Source organism: Anaerotruncus sp. 80, from assembly GCF_009936115.1.
GTDB lineage: Bacteria > Bacillota > Clostridia > Peptostreptococcales > Anaerovoracaceae > Senimuribacter > Senimuribacter intestinalis.
On the sequence record NZ_QWES01000009.1, the window covers coordinates 1 to 22,819 of the forward strand.

Here is a 22,819-nt window from a genome sequence, read left to right on the forward strand (position 1 = left end):
CTTCAGCGCTGGCAGCGGTACTTCATGGAAAAGGGAGACTGCATGAGGGGAAGAAACTTGAAAACCGGGGGATTTCCGGTATACCGTTTATCGTGACCATCGAAGAGACAGAAAGAGGGCAGGTGATACCGACCATTCACAGCAGGGCCTACCTAATGGGGAAGGGAAGTATTCTGCTGGAAGAGGATGATCCGCTGCAACAGGGATTTTCAATGAAAACAGGTAATGAGGTAGAAATATAATCATACAAAAATGCGGCAGTTTCAAAAATCTTGAGACTGCCGCGTTTTTTAAAATATGATTTAGATTCTTAGATTTTTTGTTTAGTCAGTTCCATCAACTCCACTGCGCTTTTTCTGGTGGTTTCGGTAATGTTTTCACCGCCCAAAAGTCTTGCAATTTCATCGATGGTCTCTGTATCGGAGAGCTTTTCGACAGTAGTAAAGGTGTTGCTGTCGGTTTCTTCTTTATAGATACGATAGTGCGTATCTCCGCTTGCAGCAATCTGCGGCAGGTGGGTGATACAGATAATTTGATGATTTTTTGCAATCTGGTGAAGCTTGCGTCCAACGATACTTGCGGTAATTCCACTGATACCGGCGTCGATTTCATCGAAAATCATAGTTGGAATATTGTCATAGGTGCCGGTAATATTTTTGATTGCCAGCATGATTCTTGAAATTTCACCACCGGATGCGATTTTTACCAGAGGCTTCAGCGGTTCGCCTTTGTTTGTAGAAATCAGGAATTCCACATCATCGTTTCCATCAGGACCGAAGGTTTCAGAACACTGGAAGTTGATGGAAAGCTTGGCGCTGCCGAAATTCAAATCGTGAAGTTCACTTTCGATAGCGTTTTCCAGTTCTTTTGCACTGGCTTTACGAACCTCGGTAAGCTGCGCAGCTTTTTCGGACAGGGCCTTGTATGCCGCATCTGCTTCGGCTTGAAGCTGCGCTTTTACGTCATCAAAATTCTCAATCTGATTTAGTTCTTCAGAAATAGTGTCGTAATATGTTAAAATCTCCTCAATGGTGGAGCCGTATTTTTTCTTGAGACCGTCGATTTGGGAGATTCTTGTGATAGAATCATCCAGCTCCTCAGGGGAGAAAGTGACGTCATCACGAATTCTGCGAAGTTCGGAAGAAAGGTCTTCCAGGCGATAATAGATGTCTGCGAACTCTTCTGTCAAAGTTTGAATTTCCTTGGAATATTCGCTGATACTCTGCAGTGCATGAAGTCCGGTACCCATAGAAGAGAGCACATCGCGGTCGCCATCGCTGAGAAGTCCGTAAGCGGTTTCAATGGCATCAAAGATTTTTTCACTGTTTTGCAGGATAGAAATTCTCTCTGATAGGCTTTCGTCTTCGCCAGGTGTTAGATGGGCATTTTCGATTTCACTCTGTTCAAAACGATAAAAATCCAGTTTTTTCAGGTTGTCCTGTTCTGCAGAAAGCAGCTTGGTCAGTCGTGATTTTGTGTCTTGATAGGAAGCGTAGGCGACCTGATAGGCTTCTTTTATTGGAGTGATTTGTTCACCATGGAAGCTGTCTACCAGCTTGATGTGGTTATCGGGGTTGAGCAGGGACTGGTTATCGTACTGACCGTGGATATCAGCAAGACGGCGGCAGGTTTCGGAAAGTTCTCCCAAAGTGACCAGCTGTCCGTTGAGTTTGCATAGATTTTTGCCGGCAGCAGATACTTCTCTGGTGATGACGATATCTTCTCCATACAGTTCGCCAGCAAGCTGTACAACGGCTTTTTGCGCACCATGACGGACAAAAGCAGAATCAGCCCTGCTCCCGAGAGCAAGGCTAATTGCTTCTATTACAATGGATTTGCCGCTGCCGGTTTCTCCTGTAATGATATTCAGTCCTTCTTCAAAATCGATTTCTGTATTTTCTATAATTGCGAAATTTTGAATACTGATGTGATTGATCATTGTCCTTTAGACCTCATAATTAGCATATCGTTGAAAATAGAGAGAATCTCTTCCACGTGTTCTTCTTTGTCGATGACCATCAGCAGGGTATTGTCACCAGCTACAGAACCGACAACATGAGGAAGCCCGATGCAGTCAACCGCTTCACCAGCAGCAGGTCCGCAGCCGGATAACGTCTTAATGACAATTAAGTTCTGTGCTGAAGCAAAAGATGTGATAGTTTCTCTGAAAATTTTTACAAAGCGATCGGAAATAGGCGCATCCTGGCGTGCGCTGACGGCATATTTGTATTTGCCGCTGCCGGAAAGCACTTTAATCAGCTGAAGTTCCTTGATATCTCGAGATATCGTAGCCTGTGTTACTTCAAAACCTTCTTCCTTCAACATAGATGCCAGTTTATCCTGAGTTTCGATCTCGTTATTTGCAATGAGCTCCAAAATCTTGTTTTGTCTTGAATAACGCATAATAATCTCCTTTTTGTTCCGAATCCTATTCCTAATCGTATTATAACAGATTTTTTTCGGAAAAGAAAGCCGTATTATTTGAAGAAATTAAAGGGAACGCTGTAGACAAACGTATGTTCTTATGCTATAATGAATAAAATAGATTGATTCAACCGAGGAAATAAGGCTATGAGAATTTTAGGGATCGACCCTGGTTACGCGATTTTAGGCTGGGGTGTTTTAGATATGAAAGGCAATCATTTTTCTGTTGTGGATTACGGCGCGGTAACCACAGATGCTAAGATGGAAATGCCTCTGCGTCTGCAGCATTTATATACGCAACTATCTGCAATCATAGCAGAATACAAGCCAGAGGTAGCATCGATAGAAGAACTTTTTTTCAATAATAATGCTAAGACAGCTATTATGGTGGGACAAGCCAGAGGCGTTGCAGTCCTTGCCTGTGTTAATGGAGGTCTTGAGATTAATGAATACACGCCGCTGCAGATTAAGCAGGCTTTGGTAGGTTATGGAAGGGCAGACAAGAAACAAGTACAGGCTATGGTTAAGGCGATTTTGAACCTAAAGGAAGTACCGAAGCCCGACGATACGGCAGATGCGGTGGCTGCGGCAATTTGTCATGGTCATGCAGCCGGCAACAGAGTTAGAAATTTTAAATTGAGTGGGAGATAAGGAGAATCCATGATTAGATTTATAAAAGGTATATTTCATCCGGGACTGAACAGTTCAGTTATCATAGAGTCTGCCAGCGGTCTTGGTTTTGAGGTGAGCATTCCAGCAAACTCCGTATTATATAAGCATACAGAGGGAGAGCAGGTGAAGGTGTTTACTTCCATGATTGTGAAGGAAGATGATGTTAGTCTTTACGGCTTTTCCGATAAGGAGAGTCTGGAGCTTTTTGAACTTTTGATTACGGTAAACGGCGTGGGAGCAAAGGCAGGGATGGCGCTGATGAGTGCACTGCCGCCGTCGGAACTTAGGCGGGCTATTGCCTCTGGTGATGTCAAGGCGATTTCGTCTGCAAATGGTGTGGGCAAGAAGACTGCAGAACGCTTGATTCTGGAACTAAAGGATAAGGTTGGAACCTTTGAGGACGACGCAGCCATGGCTGCAGGAGATGTGTATGTGCCTGTTACTGACGAGAGAAGTGAGGCTATTGCTGCTCTGGTTGCACTGGGATACAGCAAGAATGAGGCGATGGAAGCGATCGGCAAGGTGAAAGAAAATGATCTGACCTGCGAGGATTATATCAAACATGCGCTGAAGTATTTGTTTTAAAGGATAAAATTAAGATAGATAAGGATAGATTGAGGCTAGATGATGGAAGAGAGAATTACCCAGTCGGGTGCCATGGGATTTATGGAAGAACGGCAGGAGACAACCCTGCGTCCGCAGCATTTGGATGATTTTATCGGACAGAAGACTGCAAAAGAAAACTTAAAGATTTTTATTGAAGCAGCGAAACTGAGAGGAGAACCTCTCGACCATGTGCTGTTTTATGGTCCGCCAGGTTTAGGAAAGACAACACTGGCGGGGATTATTGCCAATGAACTAGAAGTGGATATTAAGATTACCTCAGGACCTGCTATTGAACGGGCAGGAGATTTGGCAGCCATTTTAACGAATCTCAATGAGAACGATGTTTTATTTATTGACGAAATTCATAGATTGAACCGATCGGTAGAAGAAGTGCTTTATTCCGCTATGGAGGACTATGCGCTGGATATTATTATCGGAAAGGGGCCGTCAGCTCGTTCTATCAGACTGGATATTGCAAAGTTTACGCTGATTGGAGCAACAACCAGAGCGGGGAGCTTATCGGCGCCGCTGCGCGACAGATTTGGTGTCATCAGTAAGTTTGAACTTTACACCAACGACGAGCTGGCAGAGATTATTAAACGTTCTGCGGGACTTCTCGGTGTCGATACAGACGAGACTTCGTTGCTGGAGATGGCAAGATGTTCACGAGGCACGCCTCGTGTAGCTAATCGTTTACTGAAACGAATCAGGGACTTCTCACAGGTGCGGGGACAGGGCATGATTACAGAAGAGATTACCCAAATGGCGCTGCAGGCGCTGGGGGTTGATAAGTTAGGCTTAGAGCGTCTGGATAGGGAAATTCTGTCGGCTATCATCGAACGTTTTAATGGTGGTCCTGTAGGCATTGACACTATTGCGGCATCCATCGGTGAGGAACGAGTCACCATAGAAGATGCTTACGAGCCTTATCTGATTCAGTCGGGACTTTTGTACCGTACCCAGAAGGGTAGAATGGTATCTCAGCTGGGATATAAACACATGGGACTGGAGTATCCGGGCGAGACACCTGAGAATGCTGCTAAAAGTGCAGATGAAGATGAAGGCGAAGAATCTCAGGAAACTTTATTTTAATTGGAGCAGATAGAATATGAGAATAGATGATTTTGATTATACCCTGCCGCAGGAACTGATTGCGCAGAGACCTTCTGAGCAGCGGGATGTCTGCAGGCTTATGGTATTAAATAGAGAAAAAGGGTCGGTAGACCATAAACGTTTTTATGATATCCTAGATTATTTGCAGGCGGGGGATTGTTTGGTTATGAATAACTCCAAAGTTCTTCCTGCAAGACTCTTTGGAGAAAAAGAGGGAACTGGGGCAAAGATTGAATTTTTACTGATTAAGCGCCTTGACGGTGACCGCTGGGAGACTATGGTAAAGCCAGGGAAACGGCTGAAGCCTGGTGACAGCGTTTCTTTTGGAGAAAATTTCAGTGCCAAAATTCTGGATTATGGTGAAGACGGCACCCGTATTGTGGAGTTTTTTTATGAGGGCATTTTTATGGAGCGGCTTGAAGAACTGGGGAAAATGCCGCTGCCTCCATACATCGAACGGGAAAGTACAGTAGAAGACAGGGATATGTATCAGACAGTTTACTGTAAGGAAGAGGGGTCTGTAGCTGCGCCAACTGCTGGTCTGCATTTTACAGAAGAATTGCTTAAAAAAGCCGAAGCAAAGGGTGTTAGGCTGGCTTATGTGACCCTTCATGTAGGAATCGGCACTTTCAGACCGGTGAAGTGTGAGAATGTAGAAGATCATCATATGCACTTTGAGGAATATGAAGTAGATGAAAAAACTGCGCAGATGATTAATGATACCATCCTAGCAGGGGGACGAATTGTATCTGTAGGCACAACTTCTACTAGAACCTTGGAAAGCGCTGCTTATATGGATGAAATCAGCGGAACGTTTTTAGTGAAGGCTGGGGCAGGAAGCACAGGTATTTTCATCTATCCAGGCTACCAGTTCAAAGTGGTTGAAGCATTGATTACTAATTTTCATCTGCCGAAGTCCACGCTGCTTATGCTGATTTCAGCGCTGTATAATCGAGATCAGATTTTAAAAGCATACGAAATTGCTGTAACCGAGAAGTACCGTTTTTTTAGCTACGGTGATGCAATGCTGATAGAATAAATAATAAGACAAAGAAACCGCTTGCAGTGCGCATAAGTCGCATTTTAAGTGCAAGCGGTTTTATCTTTATAAAGTAAGGGACGGTGCGCTGTAAGTGCGTGCTGCCATTTCCTGATCTAAAAGATACAGGCTCTTAGGATCGTTGCCGAACAGTTCCATTTTCTTAATCATGTCGTTTGCGTTGGTTTCTTCTTCACCCTGTTCTTTAACAAACCAGTCAAGGAACTGCATGGTGCGGAAATCTTTATTTTCGTAAGCTGCATCGTAAATAGTGTGAATCAGCTCAGTCACGTATTTTTCGTGCTTAAGACCTGCTGACAGCGGATCCATGTTGGTTTTAAGTTCCGCATCTGGCTTTGCGATAGCGTCTAAAGTAACTTTCAAGTCGTTGTTCTGCATGTACTGCATAAACAGCATAGCGTGATCGCGTTCCTCCTGCGCCTGAATCATGTACCAGTTGGCGAAGCCGTTTAAGCCCTGATCGTTATAAAAGTTAGAGAATTCCAGATACAAATAGGCTGAATAAAGTTCCTTGTTAATCTGGTCGTTTAAAAGTTGTGCTACGTTTTCTTTAATCATGATAATTAGCTCCCTTCAATTGCATTTATTCTGCAATTATCATATCACTAAAAAATAAAAAATTCAAGCTATGGAAAAAGAAGAAAGTAGTGTATAATAGTAAAGAATTACTGCAACGTAAAGAAAGGAATTATATCAATATGAAACATGCAGTTACTTATGAATTATTAAAGTCTGACTCGAGAACTAAGGCTCGAAGAGGGATTGTACATACGCCTCATGGAGACATACAGACTCCTGTTTTTATGCCGGTTGGCACCCAGGCAACGGTTAAAGCAATGCGTCCGGAACAGGTGGCAGATATGGGGGCTAACATCATACTGTCTAATACTTACCACCTCTATCTAAGACCGGGACATGATATCGTCAAAGAAGCGGGAGGTCTGCACAAGTTTATGAACTGGGACAGAGCGATTCTCACTGACAGCGGCGGTTTTCAGGTATTTTCCCTAGGCAAGCTTCGGAAAATTACCGAGGAGGGTGTGAAATTTCAGAGTCATATTGATGGATCCCGCCATATGCTGACACCGGAAAAGGCAGTAGAAATTCAGAACGCGCTGGGTTCAGACATTATGATGGCATTTGATGAATGCGCGCCTTATCCCGCGGACAGGAACTATGTAAAAAACTCTCTGGAAAGAACCACCAGATGGCTGAAACGCTGCAAAGATGCCCATAAGGATATTGAAAGACAGTCTTTGTTTGGCATTATGCAGGGCGGCATGTACAAAGATCTCCGAAAACAGAGCGCAGAAGAAATTGTTGAGCTGGATTTGCCGGGTTATGCCATCGGCGGACTTTCCGTGGGGGAACCGAAGGAATTGATGTTGGATGTGCTGGATGACTGTGTGGATTATTTGCCGCAGGAGAAAGCTCGCTATCTGATGGGTGTAGGAACGCCGGACTACCTCTTCGAAGGAGTAGAGCGGGGGATTGACATGTTCGACTGTGTTCTTCCGACCAGAATTGCCCGTCATGGTCTTTGCATGACCAGCCACGGGAGAGTTAACATCAAAAATGCCAAATATGAGCGTGATTTTACACCGCTGGATGCAGAGTGTGATTGCTATACCTGCAGAAATTACTCTAAGGCGTATCTGCGTCATTTGTTTAAGGCGGATGAGATGCTTTCTGCTATGCTGCTGTCTAATCACAATATCCACTTTCTCTTGAAGATGATGGAAAATATTCGGACTGCTATCGAAGAGGATAGATTCTTAGAATACAAGAAGGAGTTTTACGATAAATATGGAAGATTTTAACAAGGATTGTCTGGCTGTTTGTGTCCACGACGAATTTTGCGGCGGTTGTGTCTATCAGGGTATGACGTATGAGGAGCAGCTGGCTTTGAAGGAAGGGGAAGTTCGTCAGTTTTTTTCGGACAGGGGCATTAAGCCGGAGGTGTTCGATCCCATCGAGGGCTGCCCGGCGGCACACAAATATAGATACAGAAACAAGATGGAGTACACCTTTGGGGATTTTGTCAAGGATGGTCCGATTTGCCTGGGGATGCACAAGAAAAAGAATTTCATGTCTATCATCACCGTGGATCAATGCCAGCTTGTGGACGAAGACTTTAACAAAGTGCTGCGCTTCCATCTGGAATTTGCGGAGAAACATGGTTATTCGCATTATAACAAAAAATCCCACAAGGGTCTTTTGCGGAATTTGGTTATCCGTAAGGGTATTCGCACTGGAGAGCTTTTGATCAATTTGGTGACGAGCAGGGAAGCGAGCTTTGATGAGGAAGATTATGTAAAGGGGCTGCAAGGACTGTCGCTACAAAATCAGATTGTCGGCATTCTGCGCACCCTAAACGACAACATTGCGGACAAAGTGACCTGCGAGGAGCTGAAAGTTCTGTGGGGCAGGGATTACTATATGGAAGAAATTCTGGGTCTAAAGTTTAAGGTCAGCGCTTTTTCGTTTTTCCAGACCAATGTGGAGGCGGTGGAACGGCTGTACAGTGAAGCCCTGGCTTTGATTGACGACTTTTCGGGAAAGAAAGCCTTTGACCTGTACTGCGGTACCGGCACCATCAGCCAGGTGCTTGCGCTGAAAGCCAAAGAAGTCACCGGCGTGGAACTGGTGGAGGAAGCCGTGGAGGCAGCCAAAGTAAACGCAGAGCTCAATGCACTTTCCAATTGCAAGTTTATTGCCGGCGACGTGTTCAAGGTGCTCAGCAGTATCAACGAAAAGCCGGAGGTCATCGTGGTTGACCCGCCGCGGGTGGGAATGTCCATGGACGCTGTGGAAAAGATTATCGGTTACGGCGTGCCGCAGATTGTCTATATCAGCTGCAACCCAAAGAGCCTGGCGCTGAATCTGCAGCAGTTTGTTTATAACGGGTATGTGGTGAAGTATGCGAAGCCCTTTGACAATTTCCCTTGGACGAAACATACGGAGTGTATTGTGATGCTGGAGCGGAAAAAATGAGGAAACATTTGTGAAAAAGAAAAAAGATGAAATAGCCATCCGTTCTAGCGCAGCGGAATACTTAACTTATGTTGCCTCTGTTGGTGGACAACAAGACAGTATTGAAATGCGCTATAAGGATGAGAATATATGGTTGACGCAGAAAATGATGGCTACATTGTATGATGTGGATGTTCGTACAATCAATGAGCACATTAAAAAGATATATTCCAATTCTGAACTTGAGGAAGATGCAACTATCCGGAATTTCCGGATAGTTCAAACCGAAGGTTCCCGTCAGGTTACTCGTGATACGAAGCATTACAATCTTCAAATGATTATTGCAGTAGGTTTTAAGGTCAATTCTGAGCGTGCAGTTCAGTTTCGTAAATGGGTAAATCAGATTGCAAAGGACTACACTATCAAAGGCTGGGTCAGGATGATGAACGTCTGAAAAATGGTGGCTCTGCGCTTACAGTAGAATACTTCGACCGTCTGCTGGAGCAGATTCGGGAAATCCGTTTGTCGGAGCGAAGATTTTATCAAAAGATAACGGACATCTATGCAACGGCACTTGACTATGGCCGAACTGCGAAAACAACCAAACAGTTCTTTGCAAAGGTGCAGAATAAAATGCATTATGCGGTGCATGGACATACAGCAGCAGAGTTGATTTACGAGCGTGCAGATGCAGATAAGCCACACAAGGGATTAACTACATGGGCAGTAGCACCGGATGAAGGTTTGTCAACCATATGTTACACCGTCATGCAAAAAATTAAATAAAGTGTCCTTAGGAGAAATTCACTTTAGTGGACGCATAGGAAAGTTGTTGTACTTTCGGTTATGGACTTTTAGCTGGGCGGCAAAGTCTGCAAAGGAGTAGAACGTATGGGTTGCATAGAAGTATTCGTTGTCTTTTCTATGTGAGGGTTCTACCTTTCCATTATGTCTTGGGGTAAAAGGTTTAATCAGCTTATGCTCGATACCCAGCCCTTTGAGTTTCTTCTCGAATTGGCTAAGATTATCTGCTCTTTTGCTGACAAATCGTTTGGTGGAGTTCTCGGATTCTGAAAATCTCATCTGCTATTTCATCCAGATTCTCTTTGCTATTGGTCTTTTGAATGAGTTCTTGCTGCAAGGTCGTCAGTTTCTCGTTAATACTGTCTATGGCAGTTGCCTGAGAAGCGCAGATAACTGTGGCAATGTTGAGTTGCCGTTACGTTTGATAGTTGTTTTTATCACCAAGCATTTGATTGACGGCTTTGACGACGGCGTCCTCAAGAATCAGCTTGTTGATGGTTCGGGCGTGGCATTTCAGTCCAGTGGATTCTTCTGAACATCTCACCGCAGTCTCCGCAAATGATAATTTGTGAGAAGCGTTGGTTACAGCTGTAGCTGTGTTTCTTCCCGTTGGTGCTGGTCTTAACAATTTGTCTGCGCACCAATTCTCCTTGAACTCACATAAAGATTTCTTTCGGAATAATAGCTTCATGATTGTCTTCTACATAGTATTGCTGAACAGAACCGTTATTCTTAGCTCCGATTTTGTTAAGAAAGTCTGTGGTACAGGTTTTTTGAAGTAAGACATTACCGATGTGTTTTTCATTTCGGGAATCTTATTGATGGTGCTTGTATGTCATTTTTTTCCACCGGCACCGGTGAGAATACCATCTGTTTCAAGTCATGCATCTATTTATCCATGCTGTAAACTTCAATATTTATGGCAGATTTTTTTATAACTTCAGCTTGTTTCTGGTCAATGATAAAGTTTCTTGAAATTCTATTCAACATTTATTATGAATCAAAAAATTACTATTCTTTAAACTCATATTTTATCTGACTGTGCAATAAATTCGATATCTCTTCCGCCATAGACAATACGGATAATTGTGACGCAAAGATGATCGGAATCAATGAGGTAAAAAACTATAAAGTTATCTATGGGTATTTTATGCATTTTCATGCTTTTCCAGGGTTCCCAGTCAACAATGGGAAATCTGGCGGGCATAAAATCAAGTGAACGGATTTGCTTTCGGATACGGTTCACTTGATTTTTTGCAGTATCTGGAACTAAAAGTTCAAATGCAATATAAGAATAAATATCTTTTAAGTCATCTGCTGCTTGTGGAGAGTAGAGGACTTTGTACTGCTCGCTCATATACCAAACTCTTTCATCAGTTCGGCATCCACTTCATCAGCGGTAAGGCTGCCGGACTTTAAGGATTCGATGCCTTTCATAAGTTCAAGGTCGAGTTCCGCACGACTCATACCGTCAATAGAAGTTGGTTTTCTGGATGGTAACTGTAAATTCAAAGGCATTCCTCTTGTGAGAACAATTTGGCTGTAAAGCATTTGAATCGCGCTGGAAGGAGAAATTCCTAACTGCCGAAGAATATTTTCAGCGTTTTCTTTTAAATCAGTATCAATGCGGGCATAGACAGCTGTTGTGCTTGCCATAGTGATCACACTCCTTTGTCTATATTATATCAATGATTGCAGAAAAATACAAGTAAATGCAAGCAATACAAGCAATATTGCAAAGCATAAAGAGGATGAAAAGGAAAATAGCGACGATGCGAGTGAGTTGGAAATGCGCATTTGTCAGCACTATTATAACAAGAGAGGGTATTAATAGAATCTTTAACATCTGCTGCAATTGCAGCAGATAGACGAAAGGTGAATCTTGTGAAATTTTGAAGAATGTTATTGAAAGTATTCAATTTTGGAAATATAATAATGTTGTTGGTACAATACAAATATAAAAGCATAGATGATTGTATTCTTTGGTGTATAAGATGGAAAAGGGGATATGATTAAAAAATTACTATATGAATTTATCAGTATGGTTGAAGATGACCAGATTGAGATATATAATGAATCTAGTCTTCAGCATGAATTGGGATTTCTTTAAGAAAACAGCTACAGGATTATAGGGTGCAATTTGAACGCAATACAAAGTTCTTTGGGATAGCAGGAACTATTAAACATGAAATAGACATTGCAGTTTATAATGAAACAGAAAAATATGCGATTGAACTTAAATATCCGATGAATGGGCAATACCCGGAACAGATGTATTCTTTTGTAAAGGATATTATCTTTATGGAGCAACTGAAGGATAACGGATTTGATGCTACCTACTCGCTTATGAGGGTAAACGATAAGAATTTCTATTCTGGGAGAAAAATAGATGGGATTTACGCATATTTTAGGGGTGCAGAAGTGCTGCAAGGCACAATCAAAAAGCCAAAAGGAAAGTAGGCAGATATATTTGCGATAAAATAACAAATAAACGCGAGTAAACTTTGGGAATTGTTCAGGGTAAACGCGCGGAAGATTGTGAGAACTGTAACATTGACAAAAAACTTATTTTTTTGTATTTTTGTCAACAAATATGCGTCAGGACAGTGATTTTTCATCATTTTACCCTTTGATATTAACAGGATTGACAGAGTTCTGATTTTCAAGAACACAAAGATGCATTCAGTGTTAAGAAGATGGCTGAAGTACTACAGGTTTCAAAAAGCGGATACTATGATTGGCTGGGACGAGAAGCCTCAACCTGTGAACAAGAAAATCAGATGATTTATCATGATGTATTGGAACTATTTCTTGCAAGTCGTATGTCAGCAGGAGCAAGACGTATTGCAAAGCAGTTAAGCCAGATGTATGGAAAAGCGATCAATCCTAAAAAAAGAAACATTGACAATGATTACCTGGGATAGTATGATAAAAAATTCTGGAGGTAAATGATTTTGAACGAGTTTGAAACAGCATATCAATCCTACTTTCCATTTTGGGAGGAGCTGACAGCAGCAGACCGCGCGTTTCTCTGCCAGCAGTCCTCCCTTGTACGGTTTGAGAAAGCCCAGATGGTTCATGACAACAGCGGATGCACAGGTCTGTTTATTGTAAAAAGCGGGCGGCTCCGCTTATATATGCTCTCAGAGGAAGGAAAAGAGATTACGCTGTACAGGCTGCTTCCCGGGGAAATCTGTATGCTTTCAGCTTCCTGCGTGCTGGAAAGCATTACTTTTGACGTGTTTGTGGAGGCGGAGGTTCCCAGTGACTGCTATATGATTGCAGCATCCGCATTTGGTGAAATCAGCGCCAGGGTGCCGGCAGCAAAGATTTATGCGCTGGAAACAGCAGTCGGCAGATTTTCAGACGTGATGTGGATTATGCAGCAGGTTGTCTTTATGAGTATGGATCAGCGTCTGGCGCTCTTTCTGCTGGAAGATGCAGGAATTAACGATCAAATGCTGATCACTATGACCCATGAACAGATTGCGCGGCATCTGGGCACGGCAAGAGAAGTGGTTTCAAGAATGCTGAAACGGTTTGCCGGGGATGGCGTTGTCGAAGTATCCAGGAAAGGGATACGGATTCTTGATATGAAAAAACTGCGGAACCTGGCGGGATGACAGGTTCCGTATTTTTTCGGTGACTTTGATCACGGAACGAAAGCAGAATTTTTGCTATCCTGGTGATAAGATAATAAGAGAGGGGAGTTTCCATGAAATCTAAGAAATATGCTGTGGTGGACAGCAGCAGGTGCGTCGCCTGCGGTACTTGTATGCTGGAGTGTCCTAAAGGCGCGATTTCCATTGTTAAAGGGTGTTACGCGTTCTGCGGCAGCGAAACCTGCGTTGGCTGCGGAAGATGTGCGAAGGTTTGTCCGACAGGCTGTATTACCGTGATCGAAAGAGGTGAGGTGCAATGAAAAAAACGTGGTACACATGGCTGTGGATTTGGTCCATCGTTTATTTTTCACTTGGATTTTTTAATATCTTGTTCGCGTGGCTGGGCATGATTGATTTTCTGCTGCCGCTAGGCTTTGCCATTTTTGGCGGTACCAAAGGGTTCTGCAACCGGTATTGCGGCAGGGGACAATTATATCAGAAATTAGGTGCAGGATGCCATTGTTCCCGCAACAGACCGACGCCCAATTGGATGTATTCTAAATGGTTTCGCTACGGATTTTTGACGTTTTTTATGACTATGTTTGGCAATATGCTGTTTCAGACCTATCTGGTGGCTGCCGGTGCAGGTTCGCTGAAAGAAACTATTAAACTTTTCTGGACGTTTCGGGTGCCGTGGGGCTGGACCTATACCCAGGGAACAGTTTCTGACTGGATTGCTCAGTACAGCTTTGGACTCTACAGCCTGATGCTGACCTCCCTTTTACTGGGACTGATCGTCATGGTACTTTATAAACCGAGAACTTGGTGTACCTTTTGCCCGATGGGTACGATGACACAGGGTATCTGTCAGCTGAAAAACAGAAACAAAGAAGAAAAGGCAACGTAATTCTAATTCTGGTACTGGCAGAATTTACAACAAGCGAATTGCCAGCTTTTAGCAAATCAATTAATCTTGAATCTTGTCGATGTTTGTAGTATAATAAAAATGCTTTCGTTTGTTTCTTTGTGTGGTCAGACATGGAGAAATGAAAGCAGAATACTTTGATATTAGTTAAAGGAGAAAGAAAAATGAAAAAAACATCTAAAATTTTTGCAGTGCTGTTATCCCTAGTGATGATTATGGGCGTTACAGCAGTGCTGACTGGCTGCGGCAGTGATGAACCAAACACTTTAGAAAAGTATATGGCAGATCATCCAGACGAACAGAAGGCAATGGACGATGCAGTTGCTTCTTATAAGCAGGATGGCATGGCTGTTGATTTACAGATCAAAGAAAATACCATTATCTATTCTTTCAAGTATGATGAAACCTTTGATGAAGATGCTGTAGAACAGATGAAGTCTTACTTTGACGGTGCGATGGAGTCCATGGGCTCCGTATTCGAAAACATCGCAAAGAGCTGTCAAGAACAGACCGAAATTGACGGTATCACCGTACAGGTGCTTTACCTCAACGGCGATGACAGTGAAATTTACAACGAAACCTTTGAAGCAAAGTAAAGAACGGAACGAAGAGACTGCCTGTTACGGCAGTCTTTTTCTTATTATGTAGGAAATATCGATTTTTGATATTTCCGGAATATCAAGAAAGTCTACCTTTGAGTAGAATCGGCGTAGCCGACTTTCTTACCCTTTTTCCCGAAAAGAGACATAAGCCTTTACCTCTCCGCTTACAATGAAGCAGGGGGTGTGCATCTTGAACATAAAAATTTATCGGGGAACCCATCAGATTGGCGGCTGTATCGTGGGGGTTTCAACACGGCAGACGAGAATTTTAATCGATATGGGAAAACAACTTCCAGATACGAAGGGGAATATGCCGGCGGAAAATTTGTCCATCGACGATTCTTATGATGCAGTTGTTTTTACACATTATCACAACGACCATGTAGGTCTTTTAGAATACATTGCGAAGAATATTCCGCTCTATATCGGGCAGGCAGCAAAAGAAATACTTTTTTTAGAGAAAGAACAGGCGGAGAACCCGCTGACAGACAGGATTAGTAAGATGCATATCTATCAGGAGGGAAAAACATTTACAATCGGAGATATACGAATCACGCCGATTTTGGCTGATCATTCTGCTTTTGACGCTTATATGCTGCTGATTGAGGCGGATGGAAAGAGCGTGCTGCACACGGGAGATTACAGGCTGCATGGTCTCAAAGGTGCGCAGATGGAACAAAGGCTTGCAGCACTTTCAGAAACGGTGGATCTGATGATTACGGAGGGCACGAATTTGTCATATCAGAATCCTGTTACAACAGAAGAACGCAGATTGGGAGAAGCTGCAGGCGTACTGATGGAGCGGTTTGCCTATACTTTTGTCTTGTGCAGTCCAACCGATTTTGACAGGCTGGCGGTGTTTCACAAGGCGTCTCTTTCCAAAGGCGCATTTTTTTGCGACCCTTATCAGATGAAGCTTCTCGAAACAGTACGGGAGTTTGATACAACGAACTCAAAGGAATACCAGTTTGAAAACAGCAAAGTGTATTTGGAGGCGTTGGCACAGCAGGTGCAGCAGGAAGGCGGTTTCTGCATGGCGGTGCGGGGCGAAAAATCCTTTGCGGAGGCGGTAAAACCGTATATAGAAAGGCACAATGAAAAATCGCTGATGATTTATTCAATGTCGGAGGGATACTTGAAAAAACATAAGCAGACCTTGGAAAAGATGTTCGGTGGTTTTCGTTATGCGGTAAAACTACATACATCTGGTCATGCTTCAGAAGAAGCAATCTGGACTTGTGTCCGGCATGTGGCGCCGAAAAAAGTAATTCCCATTCATACAGAGCAGCCGGAAAAAATCAAGCTGGGTAGTATGCAAAACAGAGTGATTTTTCTTGCAGACGGGGAGGAATATGCTATACTGTAGAAAACAGCTTTTGGAGGAGTTATGAATGAAAATCTTTTGACACAAACTGTTTCTGTTGCTATGACGATCACTCGTTCCTATCTTCGGGAGGGGGATACTGCTATTGATGCTACTTGCGGCAATGGGAACGATACACTGACGCTGGCACAAGCGACAGGTATGAGCGGGAGAATTCTGGCCATAGACTTGCAGGAAGAAGCCATTCATGCAAGTCGGGGGCTTTTATCCGCAAACCAGATTGAGAATACAGAATTTATTTGCGGCAGTTTTGTGAATTTGGAAACGTACTGGCGTGCATGGAAGGAAAGAAATGAACAGAATGTGGCGGCTACGTTGGCACCTAAAGCGATAGTTTTTAACTTGGGCTATTTGCCTGGCGGCGATAAGAAAATGACCACCAAAACGGAAGATACATTGATTGCGGTGCAGCAGGCGCTTTCCATCGTTGCGCCAGGCGGAATCGTGACGCTGGTCCTGTACCCGGGACATGAAGAAGGGGCTAGAGAAAAAGACACATTATTGAAATTTGCAGAGCAGTTATCTACGTCTCGTTTCCATACGGCACATGTAGATTTTCCCAACCAGAAGAAAAATCCGCCGGAGATTTTGTGGATTACAAAAAAATGATGGCGGAAAATAGATAAGAATAGGAAACTTTGAGTGGAACTGAAAAGGTGCCGAGCGTATTAGCGCTCGGCACCTTTGATTAATGTATCAAACAGTTTGACGCCCTCAATGAGGACGGTGTCATCAAAATCATAGTTGTCGCTGTGGAGCGGAATGCCGCTGCCAGTTCCAAGGAAGAAGAAAATGCCTGGCATTTGCTGTTCAAAGAAAGAAAAGTCTTCTGCAATCATGACAGGTCTACGAAGTTCCACGTAGTTTAAATTCAGCAAAAGAGGTTTAGCCCGCTGGTACAAATCTTCTGTGTTGATTACAGCAGGGTGGCTTTTGCTGACATCCAGCTTGAATTTGATACCATAATGATGCTCCAACTCTTCGCCGAGATTTTTCATGGCATTAACCAATGTGTTCCACGTTTCCTCGGTGAAGGTTCGCATAGTACCGTCTAGTCGGCTGTAAGGGGAAATTGCATTACGAACAGTGCCGCTTTCCATTTTTCCAAACTTCAGAACACAGCGTTCCTTTACGAAGAGAGACTTGAACATATAGATGTCGCTGATAAATTTGCAGGCGGCCTCCAGGGCATCTCGACCTTTTTCAGGTTCGCCGCAGTGGGCGCTGACGCCTTCAATTTCCACCTCTACGGAAGTGGACTTTGCCATCATAGGACCAGGGCGGGAAGCGATTTCGCCTTTGGAAAGCATAGGCCAAAGATGCAGACCGAAAATAGCTTTTATATTGTAATGGTCAAACAGATGAGTGCCGCAAATGCGAAGTGCGCCATCGATAGTTTCTTCAGCAGGCTGGAAGAGCAGCAGCGCATTGCAGGTCATTTTCCGACCTTCTTTGATGTAGCTGTCTAAAAGTTTTGCAAAACCCAGCATGATTGCCATGTGTCCATCATGACCGCACGCATGCATACAGCCCTCGTGAAGAGAAGTGTAAGGGGCACCGGTCTCTTCCTGAATCGGAAGCGCGTCCATGTCTGCGCGGAATGCGATGGTCTGTTCCTGTCCGAAATCAAAGTATGCAACAAGACCGGTCTTCACAATCTCATCTACTTGACAGGAAAGGGCAGACAAAATATTCTTTACATAAGCACTGGTTTTATAAACGTAGAACCCCAGCTCCGGAATCTGGTGAAGGTCTCTTCTGTATGTAATAATCTCTTGGGATAATTGGTCGAAATCTATCATTGGTATACCTCCGTCCTATTTATAATAATGTAGAAGTGGGATATAGTCAAATGTTCTTTTACTAAATGGGAGAATTATGGTAAAATAGATTTATGAAAAAAAAGAAGAAAGTTGGAAAAAAATTAAAGAAAAATATGCCGACCCTTTCAAAGACCGCAAAACTTATCATAGCGGCAGCAGCGGTTTTTATGTTTGTGTGTACATTTTCCATATTTTATGTGGTTCTTGGAAGTTACGACGGACTTGGACTGCCAAGATCTATGCCGGAGCATGATTATCAACTGAGCGGTATCTCAAAAGAAAAGGGAAGACTTTCCTATGAAGACGACAACTTCAAAACGGTGGCGGGTATAGATGTTTCCTATTATCAGAAAAAAATCGATTGGAAAAAGGTTAAGGCGGATGGTATTGATTTTGCCATGATTAGATTGGGATACAGAGGCTATGAAGGCGGAGATTTGACGCTGGACAGCCGCTTTAAAGAAAATCTTTCCGGTGCGAAAAAGGCGGATATCCACGTGGGCGTATATTTCTTTTCGCAGGCGGTGACCGTAGAGGAAGCGGTAGAGGAAGCCAAGTATGTGATTCGCCACATCAGAGGAAGAGGCGTGACCTATCCGGTGGTCTTTGATATGGAGCCAATTTCCGGCGCCCATAGAATCGACGATTTAAGCGTGCTGGATAAAACTGAAATTGCCGACGCATTTTGCCAGATTATTGAGAGAAACGGCTATACGCCGATGATTTATGGGAATCCAACATGGCTTTTGGAAAATCTGGATTTGCGCTATCTGACCCGTTATGACATTTGGCTGGCTCACTACACCGATGAGACGGATTATGCCGGCAAATTCAAATTTTGGCAGTATACAGACAGCGGCAAAGTGAAAGGCATTAAAGGAAAAGTAGATTTGAACCTGATGTTTAAGAAAAAATAAATAGAGAAAATAGAAGAAAGGAACTGACTTTATGGCAGATTATGAACATGTGGTGCAGACTTTTGCACCAGTATACGATAAAGACTCCACGGTGCTGATTTTAGGCACGCTGCCCTCTGTAAAATCCAGAGAATCCTGCTTCTACTACGGACACCCACAGAACCGTTTTTGGAAAGTTCTTGCAGAAATTTTTGAGGAACCGGTTCCTCAGACAATTGATGAAAAGAAGGGACTGCTTCTTAGAAACAGAGTGGCGATTTGGGATGTGGTAGAGAGCTGCGATATCATCGGATCTTCTGACAGTTCTATCAAAAATGTGACAGCTGCTGATGTGGCAAGTCTATTACAAGAAACAGGAATAACGAAAGTTTATGCAAACGGTGGACTGGCAAAGAAGCTTTATGACAGGTTTCTCGCAGAAAAAACAGGTGTTGCAGCTGTGCAGCTTCCATCAACCAGTCCAGCCAATGCAAGATTTTCACTGATAGATTTAGTAAATGAATGGAAGCAGATTCAGTTTTAAAACCGATTCTGTTTTAAAAGTATTGAAAAATATAGTTTGTGGGTATACAATAAAGAGTAAAAATATACGAATAGGAAGGTAAAGATGTGAAATTAGCAGAATTATTTAATCAGGAAAAGACAATCTTCTCTTTTGAGGTTTTCCCTCCAAAGAGAAATAATCCAATAGAAACCATTTATCAGACCTTAGATGAACTGCAAGAAATTAAACCGGACTTCATCAGTGTTACATACGGTGCAAGCGGAAGCCTTGCGGATAATTCTACCTGCGAAATTGCCTCAGCAATTAAGCAGAAGTACGGTATTGAGTCGGCAGCACATCTGACCTGCGTAAACTCTACCAAAGAAGAGGTATCTGAAGTTCTCCGCAGATTGGCAGACAACGGCGTAGAAAACATTTTGGCGCTTCGCGGTGATTTAGTGCCGGATGTGCCGCCTAAAAAGGAATTTAAGCATGCCAGCGAATTAATTACCTTTATTAAGGAAACCAAGGATTATGATTTTGGCATTTCCGGCGCATGCTATCCGGAGGGACATTTGGACAGCAGAAATCAGGTAGAGGATATTCTTAATTTAAAGAAGAAAGTTGATGCTGGTGCGCAGCATTTGATTTCTCAACTGTTCTTTGACAATGAGGTGTTTTACGATTTTGTGGACAAGGCAAGAATCGCTGGGATTAATGTACCGATTGAAGCGGGAATTATGCCGGTCACCAATAAAAAGCAGATTGAAAGAATGGTATCTTTATGCGGTGCCAGCTTGCCGAGAAAATTCACTAAGATGATGTCCAGATATGAAAATAAGCCTGAGGCTATGAGAGATGCGGGCATTGCTTATGCTGTAAATCAGATTGTAGATTTGGTGTCTCAGGGTGTGGACGGTGTACATCTTTACACCATGAACAATCCGTACGTTGCAAAGCGAATTAGCGAAAGCGTAAAATCTTTGTTTTAACGAGAGAAGAGAGGCAAATCATTGAATAAATTACTACAGTTATTTGAAGGAAAAGAATTTATATTTTTAGATGGGGGAACCGGAACACTTCTGCAGCAGCAGGGGATTGAAATTGGCAAGGTGCCGGAGGTTTTGAATTTCACGCATCCTGAGCTGATTCAAAAGATTCAGCGTTCGTATATTGAGGCGGGATCTGACGTGATCTGTACCTGTACCTTTGGCATCAGCGAGCATAAAATTGCTGGCTGTGGCTATTCTGTGGAGGAACTGATGGCGGAGGCTGTCAAGAATGCGAAAGCAGCGGCAGCAGGAACTGGCGCAAAGGTTGCGCTGGATATCGGACCAATCGGCAGAATGCTGGAGCCTAACGGAAACCTGTCCTTTGAGGAAGCATACGATATGTTCAAGCGGCAGATTCTGGCAGGCGTCGGCACGGATTTAATTATCATAGAAACAATGACCGACCTTTACGAGGCAAAGGCCGCACTTCTTGCAGCGAAAGAAAACACGGACCTTCCTGTCATCTGTACTATGACTTTTGAAGCCAATCAGAGAACTTTTACGGGAACGGAAGTGCGGGCGATGGCAATGACTTTGGAGGGGCTTGGCGCGGATGCAATCGGTATGAACTGCTCCCTTGGACCGGATGAGTTTAGGCCGCTGATTGAGGAGCTTTCTAAGTGGACGACTCTTCCGATTGTTTCAAAGGCAAATGCGGGACTTCCTGATCCAGCAACTGGTGCCTATCACGTGTCAGCAGAGGAATTTGCTTTATCTACTGCGGCGCTGATTCCGTACGGCGTAAAGCTGGTCGGCGGATGCTGCGGCACGACGCCGGACTTTATCAAAGCTTTGAACACTGCTTTGGCGGATAGGAAATACTGCCTGCAGGATCCGGATATACCACCGGCAGTCTGCACCCCGGAAAAGACTGTCATCATCAATCAGCCGAGAGTCATCGGAGAGAGAATCAATCCGACCGGCAAAAAGAAGCTGAAAGAAGCACTGAAAGCAGGGGATATGGACTATGTGCTGTCGCAGGCAGCTGACCAGATTCGTGATGGCGCAGAAATTCTTGATGTCAATGCTGGCGTACCTGGAATAGACGAGAAAAAGGTTATTGTAAACATTGTGAAAGCTCTGCAGGGTATCACTGATGCGCCGCTGCAGATTGACTCAGGAAATCCTGCAGTCATTGAAGCGGCTTTAAGAGTCTATAGTGGCAAGGCGATTGTAAATTCTGTCAACGGCGAAGAAAAGTCCATGGCACAGATTCTTCCTCTTGTAAAGAAATATGGCGCTGCTGTAGTGGGATTGACTTTAGACGAGGATGGAATTCCAAAGACTTGTGAAAAGCGTATTGAAATTGCGCAGAGAATTTTGGACAGGGCTTTGGCGCTGGGTATTCCGAAAAGAGATATTTATATAGACTGTCTGACCCTGACCGTTTCTGCAGAGCAGGAAAACGCTGCAAATACGCTTACTGCAATCAGATATATCAAAGAAACCATGGGATTGAAAACTGTTCTGGGCGTTTCTAATATTTCCTTTGGACTGCCGAATCGTGCCCTGATTAACCATAACTTCCTGCAGATGGCGCTGACCGCTGGTCTTGACCTTCCAATTATGAATCCGGGTGCTCCGGATATGATGAGGGCTGTGGCGGTCCATAAGCTGATTATGAACGTGGACAAAGGCGCAAAGGACTATATCGCTAAGTATAGTGAAGAAATTGGAACGGCGGCACCAACTGCTGCACCTGCAGCAAAACAGTCCAAAGCCGCTGAAGAAGTCAGCGGAATCGAATATGCGATTAATAATGGTCTTGCAGCGAATTGTAAGCAGCTCATTTTGGAAGAACTGAGGACAAGAGAACCTATAGATATTATCAATAATACTCTGATTCCAATTTTGGACAGGGCAGGAAAGGAATTTGAAACAGGCAGAATCTTTATTCCGCAGCTCATGCTGTGCGCTTCGACTGCGCAGAGCGCTTTTGAGGTAATCAAAGAGCGAATTGTAAGCAGCGGAACACAGCAGATGTCCAAGGGAGCTATTGTTATTGCGACGGTGCAGGGCGATATTCATGATATCGGAAAAAATATTGTCAAGGTTATTTTGGAAAATTATGGTTATGATATTATCGATCTTGGTAAGGATGTAGATCCCAAGCTGATTGCAAAGACCGTAGCAGACAAAGGAATTAAGCTAGTTGGGCTGTCAGCACTGATGACCACGACACTTCCTTCCATGAAAGAAAGTATTCGCCTGATAAAGGAGACTACACCGGACTGTAAGATTATGGTTGGAGGCGCTGTTTTAACAAAAGATTACGCTTTGGAAATTGGCGCAGACTACTATGTAAAAGACGCAACTGATTCTGCCAATGTGGCGAAAGGCGTTTTTTAAATATAAAGGACATACATGTCGGATTAGGA

Annotated in this window: 27 protein-coding genes and 1 pseudogene; 20 read left to right on the top strand and 8 right to left on the bottom strand. The window is 43.5% G+C overall.

The features are described from left to right. On the top strand, positions 1–242 hold a 242-nt coding region (locus D1155_RS05120), incomplete at its 5' end, for a proline racemase family protein (protein ID WP_160201316.1). A gap of 68 nt (positions 243–310) precedes the next feature. Here the strand turns inward: D1155_RS05120 and recN are convergent. Both recN and D1155_RS05130 read right to left on the bottom strand, forming a co-directional pair. Continuing rightward, positions 311–1,939, bottom strand: a complete 1,629-nt coding sequence (recN, locus tag D1155_RS05125) for a DNA repair protein RecN (protein WP_160201317.1) — start codon at positions 1,937–1,939, stop codon at positions 311–313. After that, positions 1,936–2,403, bottom strand: coding sequence for an arginine repressor (locus tag D1155_RS05130; RefSeq protein WP_160201318.1), 468 nt, complete (start codon positions 2,401–2,403; stop codon positions 1,936–1,938). Before D1155_RS05130 ends, recN begins: the two co-directional genes overlap by 4 nt. A gap of 168 nt (positions 2,404–2,571) precedes the next feature. On the opposite strand from D1155_RS05130, the gene ruvC reads away from it, so the two are divergent. The 4 genes from ruvC to queA are packed head-to-tail and all read left to right on the top strand — an operon-like array spanning position 2,572 to position 5,854. Next, positions 2,572–3,075: a crossover junction endodeoxyribonuclease RuvC gene (gene ruvC / locus D1155_RS05135; protein ID WP_160201319.1), complete on the top strand. Its 504-nt coding sequence runs from the start codon at positions 2,572–2,574 to the stop codon at positions 3,073–3,075. 9 nt (positions 3,076–3,084) lie between these two features. Further along, on the top strand, positions 3,085–3,681 hold the full coding sequence (ruvA, locus tag D1155_RS05140) for a Holliday junction branch migration protein RuvA (RefSeq protein WP_160201320.1): 597 nt from the start codon (positions 3,085–3,087) through the stop codon (positions 3,679–3,681). A gap of 42 nt (positions 3,682–3,723) precedes the next feature. Further along, positions 3,724–4,794: a Holliday junction branch migration DNA helicase RuvB gene (gene ruvB, locus D1155_RS05145; RefSeq protein ID WP_160201453.1), complete on the top strand. Its 1,071-nt coding sequence runs from the start codon at positions 3,724–3,726 to the stop codon at positions 4,792–4,794. A gap of 16 nt (positions 4,795–4,810) precedes the next feature. Further along, positions 4,811–5,854 (top strand): tRNA preQ1(34) S-adenosylmethionine ribosyltransferase-isomerase QueA, encoded by a 1,044-nt coding sequence (gene queA, locus D1155_RS05150; RefSeq protein WP_160201321.1) that lies wholly within the window; start codon positions 4,811–4,813, stop codon positions 5,852–5,854. A gap of 66 nt (positions 5,855–5,920) precedes the next feature. On the opposite strand, the gene D1155_RS05155 is transcribed toward queA, so the two are convergent. Next, positions 5,921–6,433 carry a ferritin gene (locus D1155_RS05155; RefSeq protein WP_160201322.1) on the bottom strand — a complete coding sequence of 171 codons (513 nt, stop codon included), beginning with the start codon at positions 6,431–6,433 and terminating at the stop codon, positions 5,921–5,923. 140 nt (positions 6,434–6,573) lie between these two features. Between D1155_RS05155 and tgt the strand changes: the two genes are divergently transcribed. From tgt to rhuM, 3 genes and pseudogenes are all read left to right on the top strand, one after another. Further along, positions 6,574–7,695 (top strand): tRNA guanosine(34) transglycosylase Tgt, encoded by a 1,122-nt coding sequence (tgt, locus tag D1155_RS05160; RefSeq protein ID WP_160201323.1) that lies wholly within the window; start codon positions 6,574–6,576, stop codon positions 7,693–7,695. After that, positions 7,682–8,869, top strand: a complete 1,188-nt coding sequence (rlmD, locus tag D1155_RS05165; protein WP_160201324.1) for a 23S rRNA (uracil(1939)-C(5))-methyltransferase RlmD — start codon at positions 7,682–7,684, stop codon at positions 8,867–8,869. The genes tgt and rlmD overlap by 14 nt, the downstream gene beginning before the upstream one ends. A gap of 10 nt (positions 8,870–8,879) precedes the next feature. Further along, positions 8,880–9,586 (top strand): annotated as a pseudogene (gene rhuM / locus D1155_RS05170) (RhuM family protein); the annotation flags it as partial. Between the two features lie 66 nt (positions 9,587–9,652). On the opposite strand, the gene D1155_RS05175 reads toward rhuM, so the two are convergent. The 4 genes from D1155_RS05175 to D1155_RS05190 all read right to left on the bottom strand — a co-directional run bounded on the left by D1155_RS05175 (position 9,653) and on the right by D1155_RS05190 (position 11,308). Then, complete coding sequence (locus D1155_RS05175; protein ID WP_243151022.1) at positions 9,653–9,931, bottom strand: integrase core domain-containing protein; 279 nt, start codon at positions 9,929–9,931, stop codon at positions 9,653–9,655. Positions 9,932–10,067: 136 nt separating this feature from the next. Then, positions 10,068–10,343: a hypothetical protein gene (locus D1155_RS15770; protein WP_243151178.1), complete on the bottom strand. Its 276-nt coding sequence runs from the start codon at positions 10,341–10,343 to the stop codon at positions 10,068–10,070. A 333-nt stretch (positions 10,344–10,676) separates the two neighbouring features. Beyond that, positions 10,677–11,009, bottom strand: coding sequence for a type II toxin-antitoxin system RelE/ParE family toxin (locus D1155_RS05185; RefSeq protein WP_160201325.1), 333 nt, complete (start codon positions 11,007–11,009; stop codon positions 10,677–10,679). After that, positions 11,006–11,308, bottom strand: a complete 303-nt coding sequence (locus D1155_RS05190; protein ID WP_160201326.1) for a type II toxin-antitoxin system RelB/DinJ family antitoxin — start codon at positions 11,306–11,308, stop codon at positions 11,006–11,008. The genes D1155_RS05185 and D1155_RS05190 overlap by 4 nt, the downstream gene beginning before the upstream one ends. Before the next feature lie 477 nt (positions 11,309–11,785). Between D1155_RS05190 and D1155_RS05195 the strand changes: the two genes are divergently transcribed. The 8 genes from D1155_RS05195 (at position 11,786) to D1155_RS05230 (ending at position 16,774) form a co-directional block, all read left to right on the top strand. After that, positions 11,786–12,112: a hypothetical protein gene (locus tag D1155_RS05195; RefSeq protein ID WP_160201327.1), complete on the top strand. Its 327-nt coding sequence runs from the start codon at positions 11,786–11,788 to the stop codon at positions 12,110–12,112. A gap of 236 nt (positions 12,113–12,348) precedes the next feature. Next, positions 12,349–12,576 carry a transposase gene (locus D1155_RS05200; protein WP_160201328.1) on the top strand — a complete coding sequence of 76 codons (228 nt, stop codon included), beginning with the start codon at positions 12,349–12,351 and terminating at the stop codon, positions 12,574–12,576. A 30-nt stretch (positions 12,577–12,606) separates the two neighbouring features. Continuing rightward, on the top strand, positions 12,607–13,275 hold the full coding sequence (locus D1155_RS05205; RefSeq protein WP_243151024.1) for a Crp/Fnr family transcriptional regulator: 669 nt from the start codon (positions 12,607–12,609) through the stop codon (positions 13,273–13,275). Positions 13,276–13,367: 92 nt separating this feature from the next. Then, positions 13,368–13,574 carry a 4Fe-4S binding protein gene (locus D1155_RS05210; protein WP_160201330.1) on the top strand — a complete coding sequence of 69 codons (207 nt, stop codon included), beginning with the start codon at positions 13,368–13,370 and terminating at the stop codon, positions 13,572–13,574. Beyond that, the gene (locus D1155_RS05215; RefSeq protein WP_160201331.1) at positions 13,571–14,161 is read left to right on the top strand and encodes a 4Fe-4S binding protein; all 591 of its coding nucleotides are present in this window, start codon (positions 13,571–13,573) and stop codon (positions 14,159–14,161) included. The genes D1155_RS05210 and D1155_RS05215 overlap by 4 nt, the downstream gene beginning before the upstream one ends. Before the next feature lie 182 nt (positions 14,162–14,343). Further along, entirely contained in the window at positions 14,344–14,775 is a 432-nt protein-coding gene (locus tag D1155_RS05220; RefSeq protein WP_160201332.1) for a DUF4854 domain-containing protein, read from the top strand. A 196-nt stretch (positions 14,776–14,971) separates the two neighbouring features. Beyond that, entirely contained in the window at positions 14,972–16,147 is a 1,176-nt protein-coding gene (locus D1155_RS05225) for an MBL fold metallo-hydrolase (protein WP_160201333.1), read from the top strand. Positions 16,148–16,168: 21 nt separating this feature from the next. Next, positions 16,169–16,774, top strand: a complete 606-nt coding sequence (locus D1155_RS05230) for a class I SAM-dependent methyltransferase (protein ID WP_160201334.1) — start codon at positions 16,169–16,171, stop codon at positions 16,772–16,774. Positions 16,775–16,833: 59 nt separating this feature from the next. On the opposite strand, the gene D1155_RS05235 is transcribed toward D1155_RS05230, so the two are convergent. Then, entirely contained in the window at positions 16,834–17,967 is a 1,134-nt protein-coding gene (locus D1155_RS05235) for a M20 family metallopeptidase (protein WP_160201335.1), read from the bottom strand. A 92-nt stretch (positions 17,968–18,059) separates the two neighbouring features. On the opposite strand from D1155_RS05235, the gene D1155_RS05240 reads away from it, so the two are divergent. The 4 genes from D1155_RS05240 to D1155_RS05255 all read left to right on the top strand — a co-directional run bounded on the left by D1155_RS05240 (position 18,060) and on the right by D1155_RS05255 (position 22,790). Continuing rightward, positions 18,060–18,905: a glycoside hydrolase family 25 protein gene (locus tag D1155_RS05240; protein ID WP_160201336.1), complete on the top strand. Its 846-nt coding sequence runs from the start codon at positions 18,060–18,062 to the stop codon at positions 18,903–18,905. A gap of 31 nt (positions 18,906–18,936) precedes the next feature. After that, the gene (locus tag D1155_RS05245; RefSeq protein WP_160201337.1) at positions 18,937–19,428 is read left to right on the top strand and encodes a DNA-deoxyinosine glycosylase; all 492 of its coding nucleotides are present in this window, start codon (positions 18,937–18,939) and stop codon (positions 19,426–19,428) included. 86 nt (positions 19,429–19,514) lie between these two features. Further along, complete coding sequence (gene metF / locus D1155_RS05250; RefSeq protein WP_160201338.1) at positions 19,515–20,381, top strand: methylenetetrahydrofolate reductase [NAD(P)H]; 867 nt, start codon at positions 19,515–19,517, stop codon at positions 20,379–20,381. A 21-nt stretch (positions 20,382–20,402) separates the two neighbouring features. Next, positions 20,403–22,790: a homocysteine S-methyltransferase family protein gene (locus tag D1155_RS05255; RefSeq protein ID WP_160201339.1), complete on the top strand. Its 2,388-nt coding sequence runs from the start codon at positions 20,403–20,405 to the stop codon at positions 22,788–22,790. Positions 22,791–22,819: the final 29 nt, after the last annotated feature.

Excerpts from the sequence above, each read along its gene's own strand:
- recN (WP_160201317.1), bottom strand. The coding sequence starts at position 1,939 with ATGATCAATCACATCAGTATTCAAAATTTCGCAATTATAGAAAATACA.
- D1155_RS05130 (WP_160201318.1), bottom strand. The coding sequence starts at position 2,403 with ATGCGTTATTCAAGACAAAACAAGATTTTGGAGCTCATTGCAAATAAC.
- ruvC (WP_160201319.1), top strand. The coding sequence starts at position 2,572 with ATGAGAATTTTAGGGATCGACCCTGGTTACGCGATTTTAGGCTGGGGT.
- ruvA (WP_160201320.1), top strand. The coding sequence starts at position 3,085 with ATGATTAGATTTATAAAAGGTATATTTCATCCGGGACTGAACAGTTCA.
- ruvB (WP_160201453.1), top strand. The coding sequence starts at position 3,724 with ATGGAAGAGAGAATTACCCAGTCGGGTGCCATGGGATTTATGGAAGAA.
- queA (WP_160201321.1), top strand. The coding sequence starts at position 4,811 with ATGAGAATAGATGATTTTGATTATACCCTGCCGCAGGAACTGATTGCG.
- D1155_RS05155 (WP_160201322.1), bottom strand. The coding sequence starts at position 6,433 with ATGATTAAAGAAAACGTAGCACAACTTTTAAACGACCAGATTAACAAG.
- tgt (WP_160201323.1), top strand. The coding sequence starts at position 6,574 with ATGAAACATGCAGTTACTTATGAATTATTAAAGTCTGACTCGAGAACT.
- rlmD (WP_160201324.1), top strand. The coding sequence starts at position 7,682 with ATGGAAGATTTTAACAAGGATTGTCTGGCTGTTTGTGTCCACGACGAA.
- D1155_RS05175 (WP_243151022.1), bottom strand. The coding sequence starts at position 9,931 with ATGAGATTTTCAGAATCCGAGAACTCCACCAAACGATTTGTCAGCAAA.
- D1155_RS15770 (WP_243151178.1), bottom strand. The coding sequence starts at position 10,343 with ATGAAGCTATTATTCCGAAAGAAATCTTTATGTGAGTTCAAGGAGAAT.
- D1155_RS05185 (WP_160201325.1), bottom strand. The coding sequence starts at position 11,009 with ATGAGCGAGCAGTACAAAGTCCTCTACTCTCCACAAGCAGCAGATGAC.
- D1155_RS05190 (WP_160201326.1), bottom strand. The coding sequence starts at position 11,308 with ATGGCAAGCACAACAGCTGTCTATGCCCGCATTGATACTGATTTAAAA.
- D1155_RS05200 (WP_160201328.1), top strand. The coding sequence starts at position 12,349 with ATGGCTGAAGTACTACAGGTTTCAAAAAGCGGATACTATGATTGGCTG.
- D1155_RS05210 (WP_160201330.1), top strand. The coding sequence starts at position 13,368 with ATGAAATCTAAGAAATATGCTGTGGTGGACAGCAGCAGGTGCGTCGCC.
- D1155_RS05215 (WP_160201331.1), top strand. The coding sequence starts at position 13,571 with ATGAAAAAAACGTGGTACACATGGCTGTGGATTTGGTCCATCGTTTAT.
- D1155_RS05220 (WP_160201332.1), top strand. The coding sequence starts at position 14,344 with ATGAAAAAAACATCTAAAATTTTTGCAGTGCTGTTATCCCTAGTGATG.
- D1155_RS05230 (WP_160201334.1), top strand. The coding sequence starts at position 16,169 with ATGAATGAAAATCTTTTGACACAAACTGTTTCTGTTGCTATGACGATC.
- D1155_RS05235 (WP_160201335.1), bottom strand. The coding sequence starts at position 17,967 with ATGATAGATTTCGACCAATTATCCCAAGAGATTATTACATACAGAAGA.
- D1155_RS05240 (WP_160201336.1), top strand. The coding sequence starts at position 18,060 with ATGAAAAAAAAGAAGAAAGTTGGAAAAAAATTAAAGAAAAATATGCCG.
- D1155_RS05245 (WP_160201337.1), top strand. The coding sequence starts at position 18,937 with ATGGCAGATTATGAACATGTGGTGCAGACTTTTGCACCAGTATACGAT.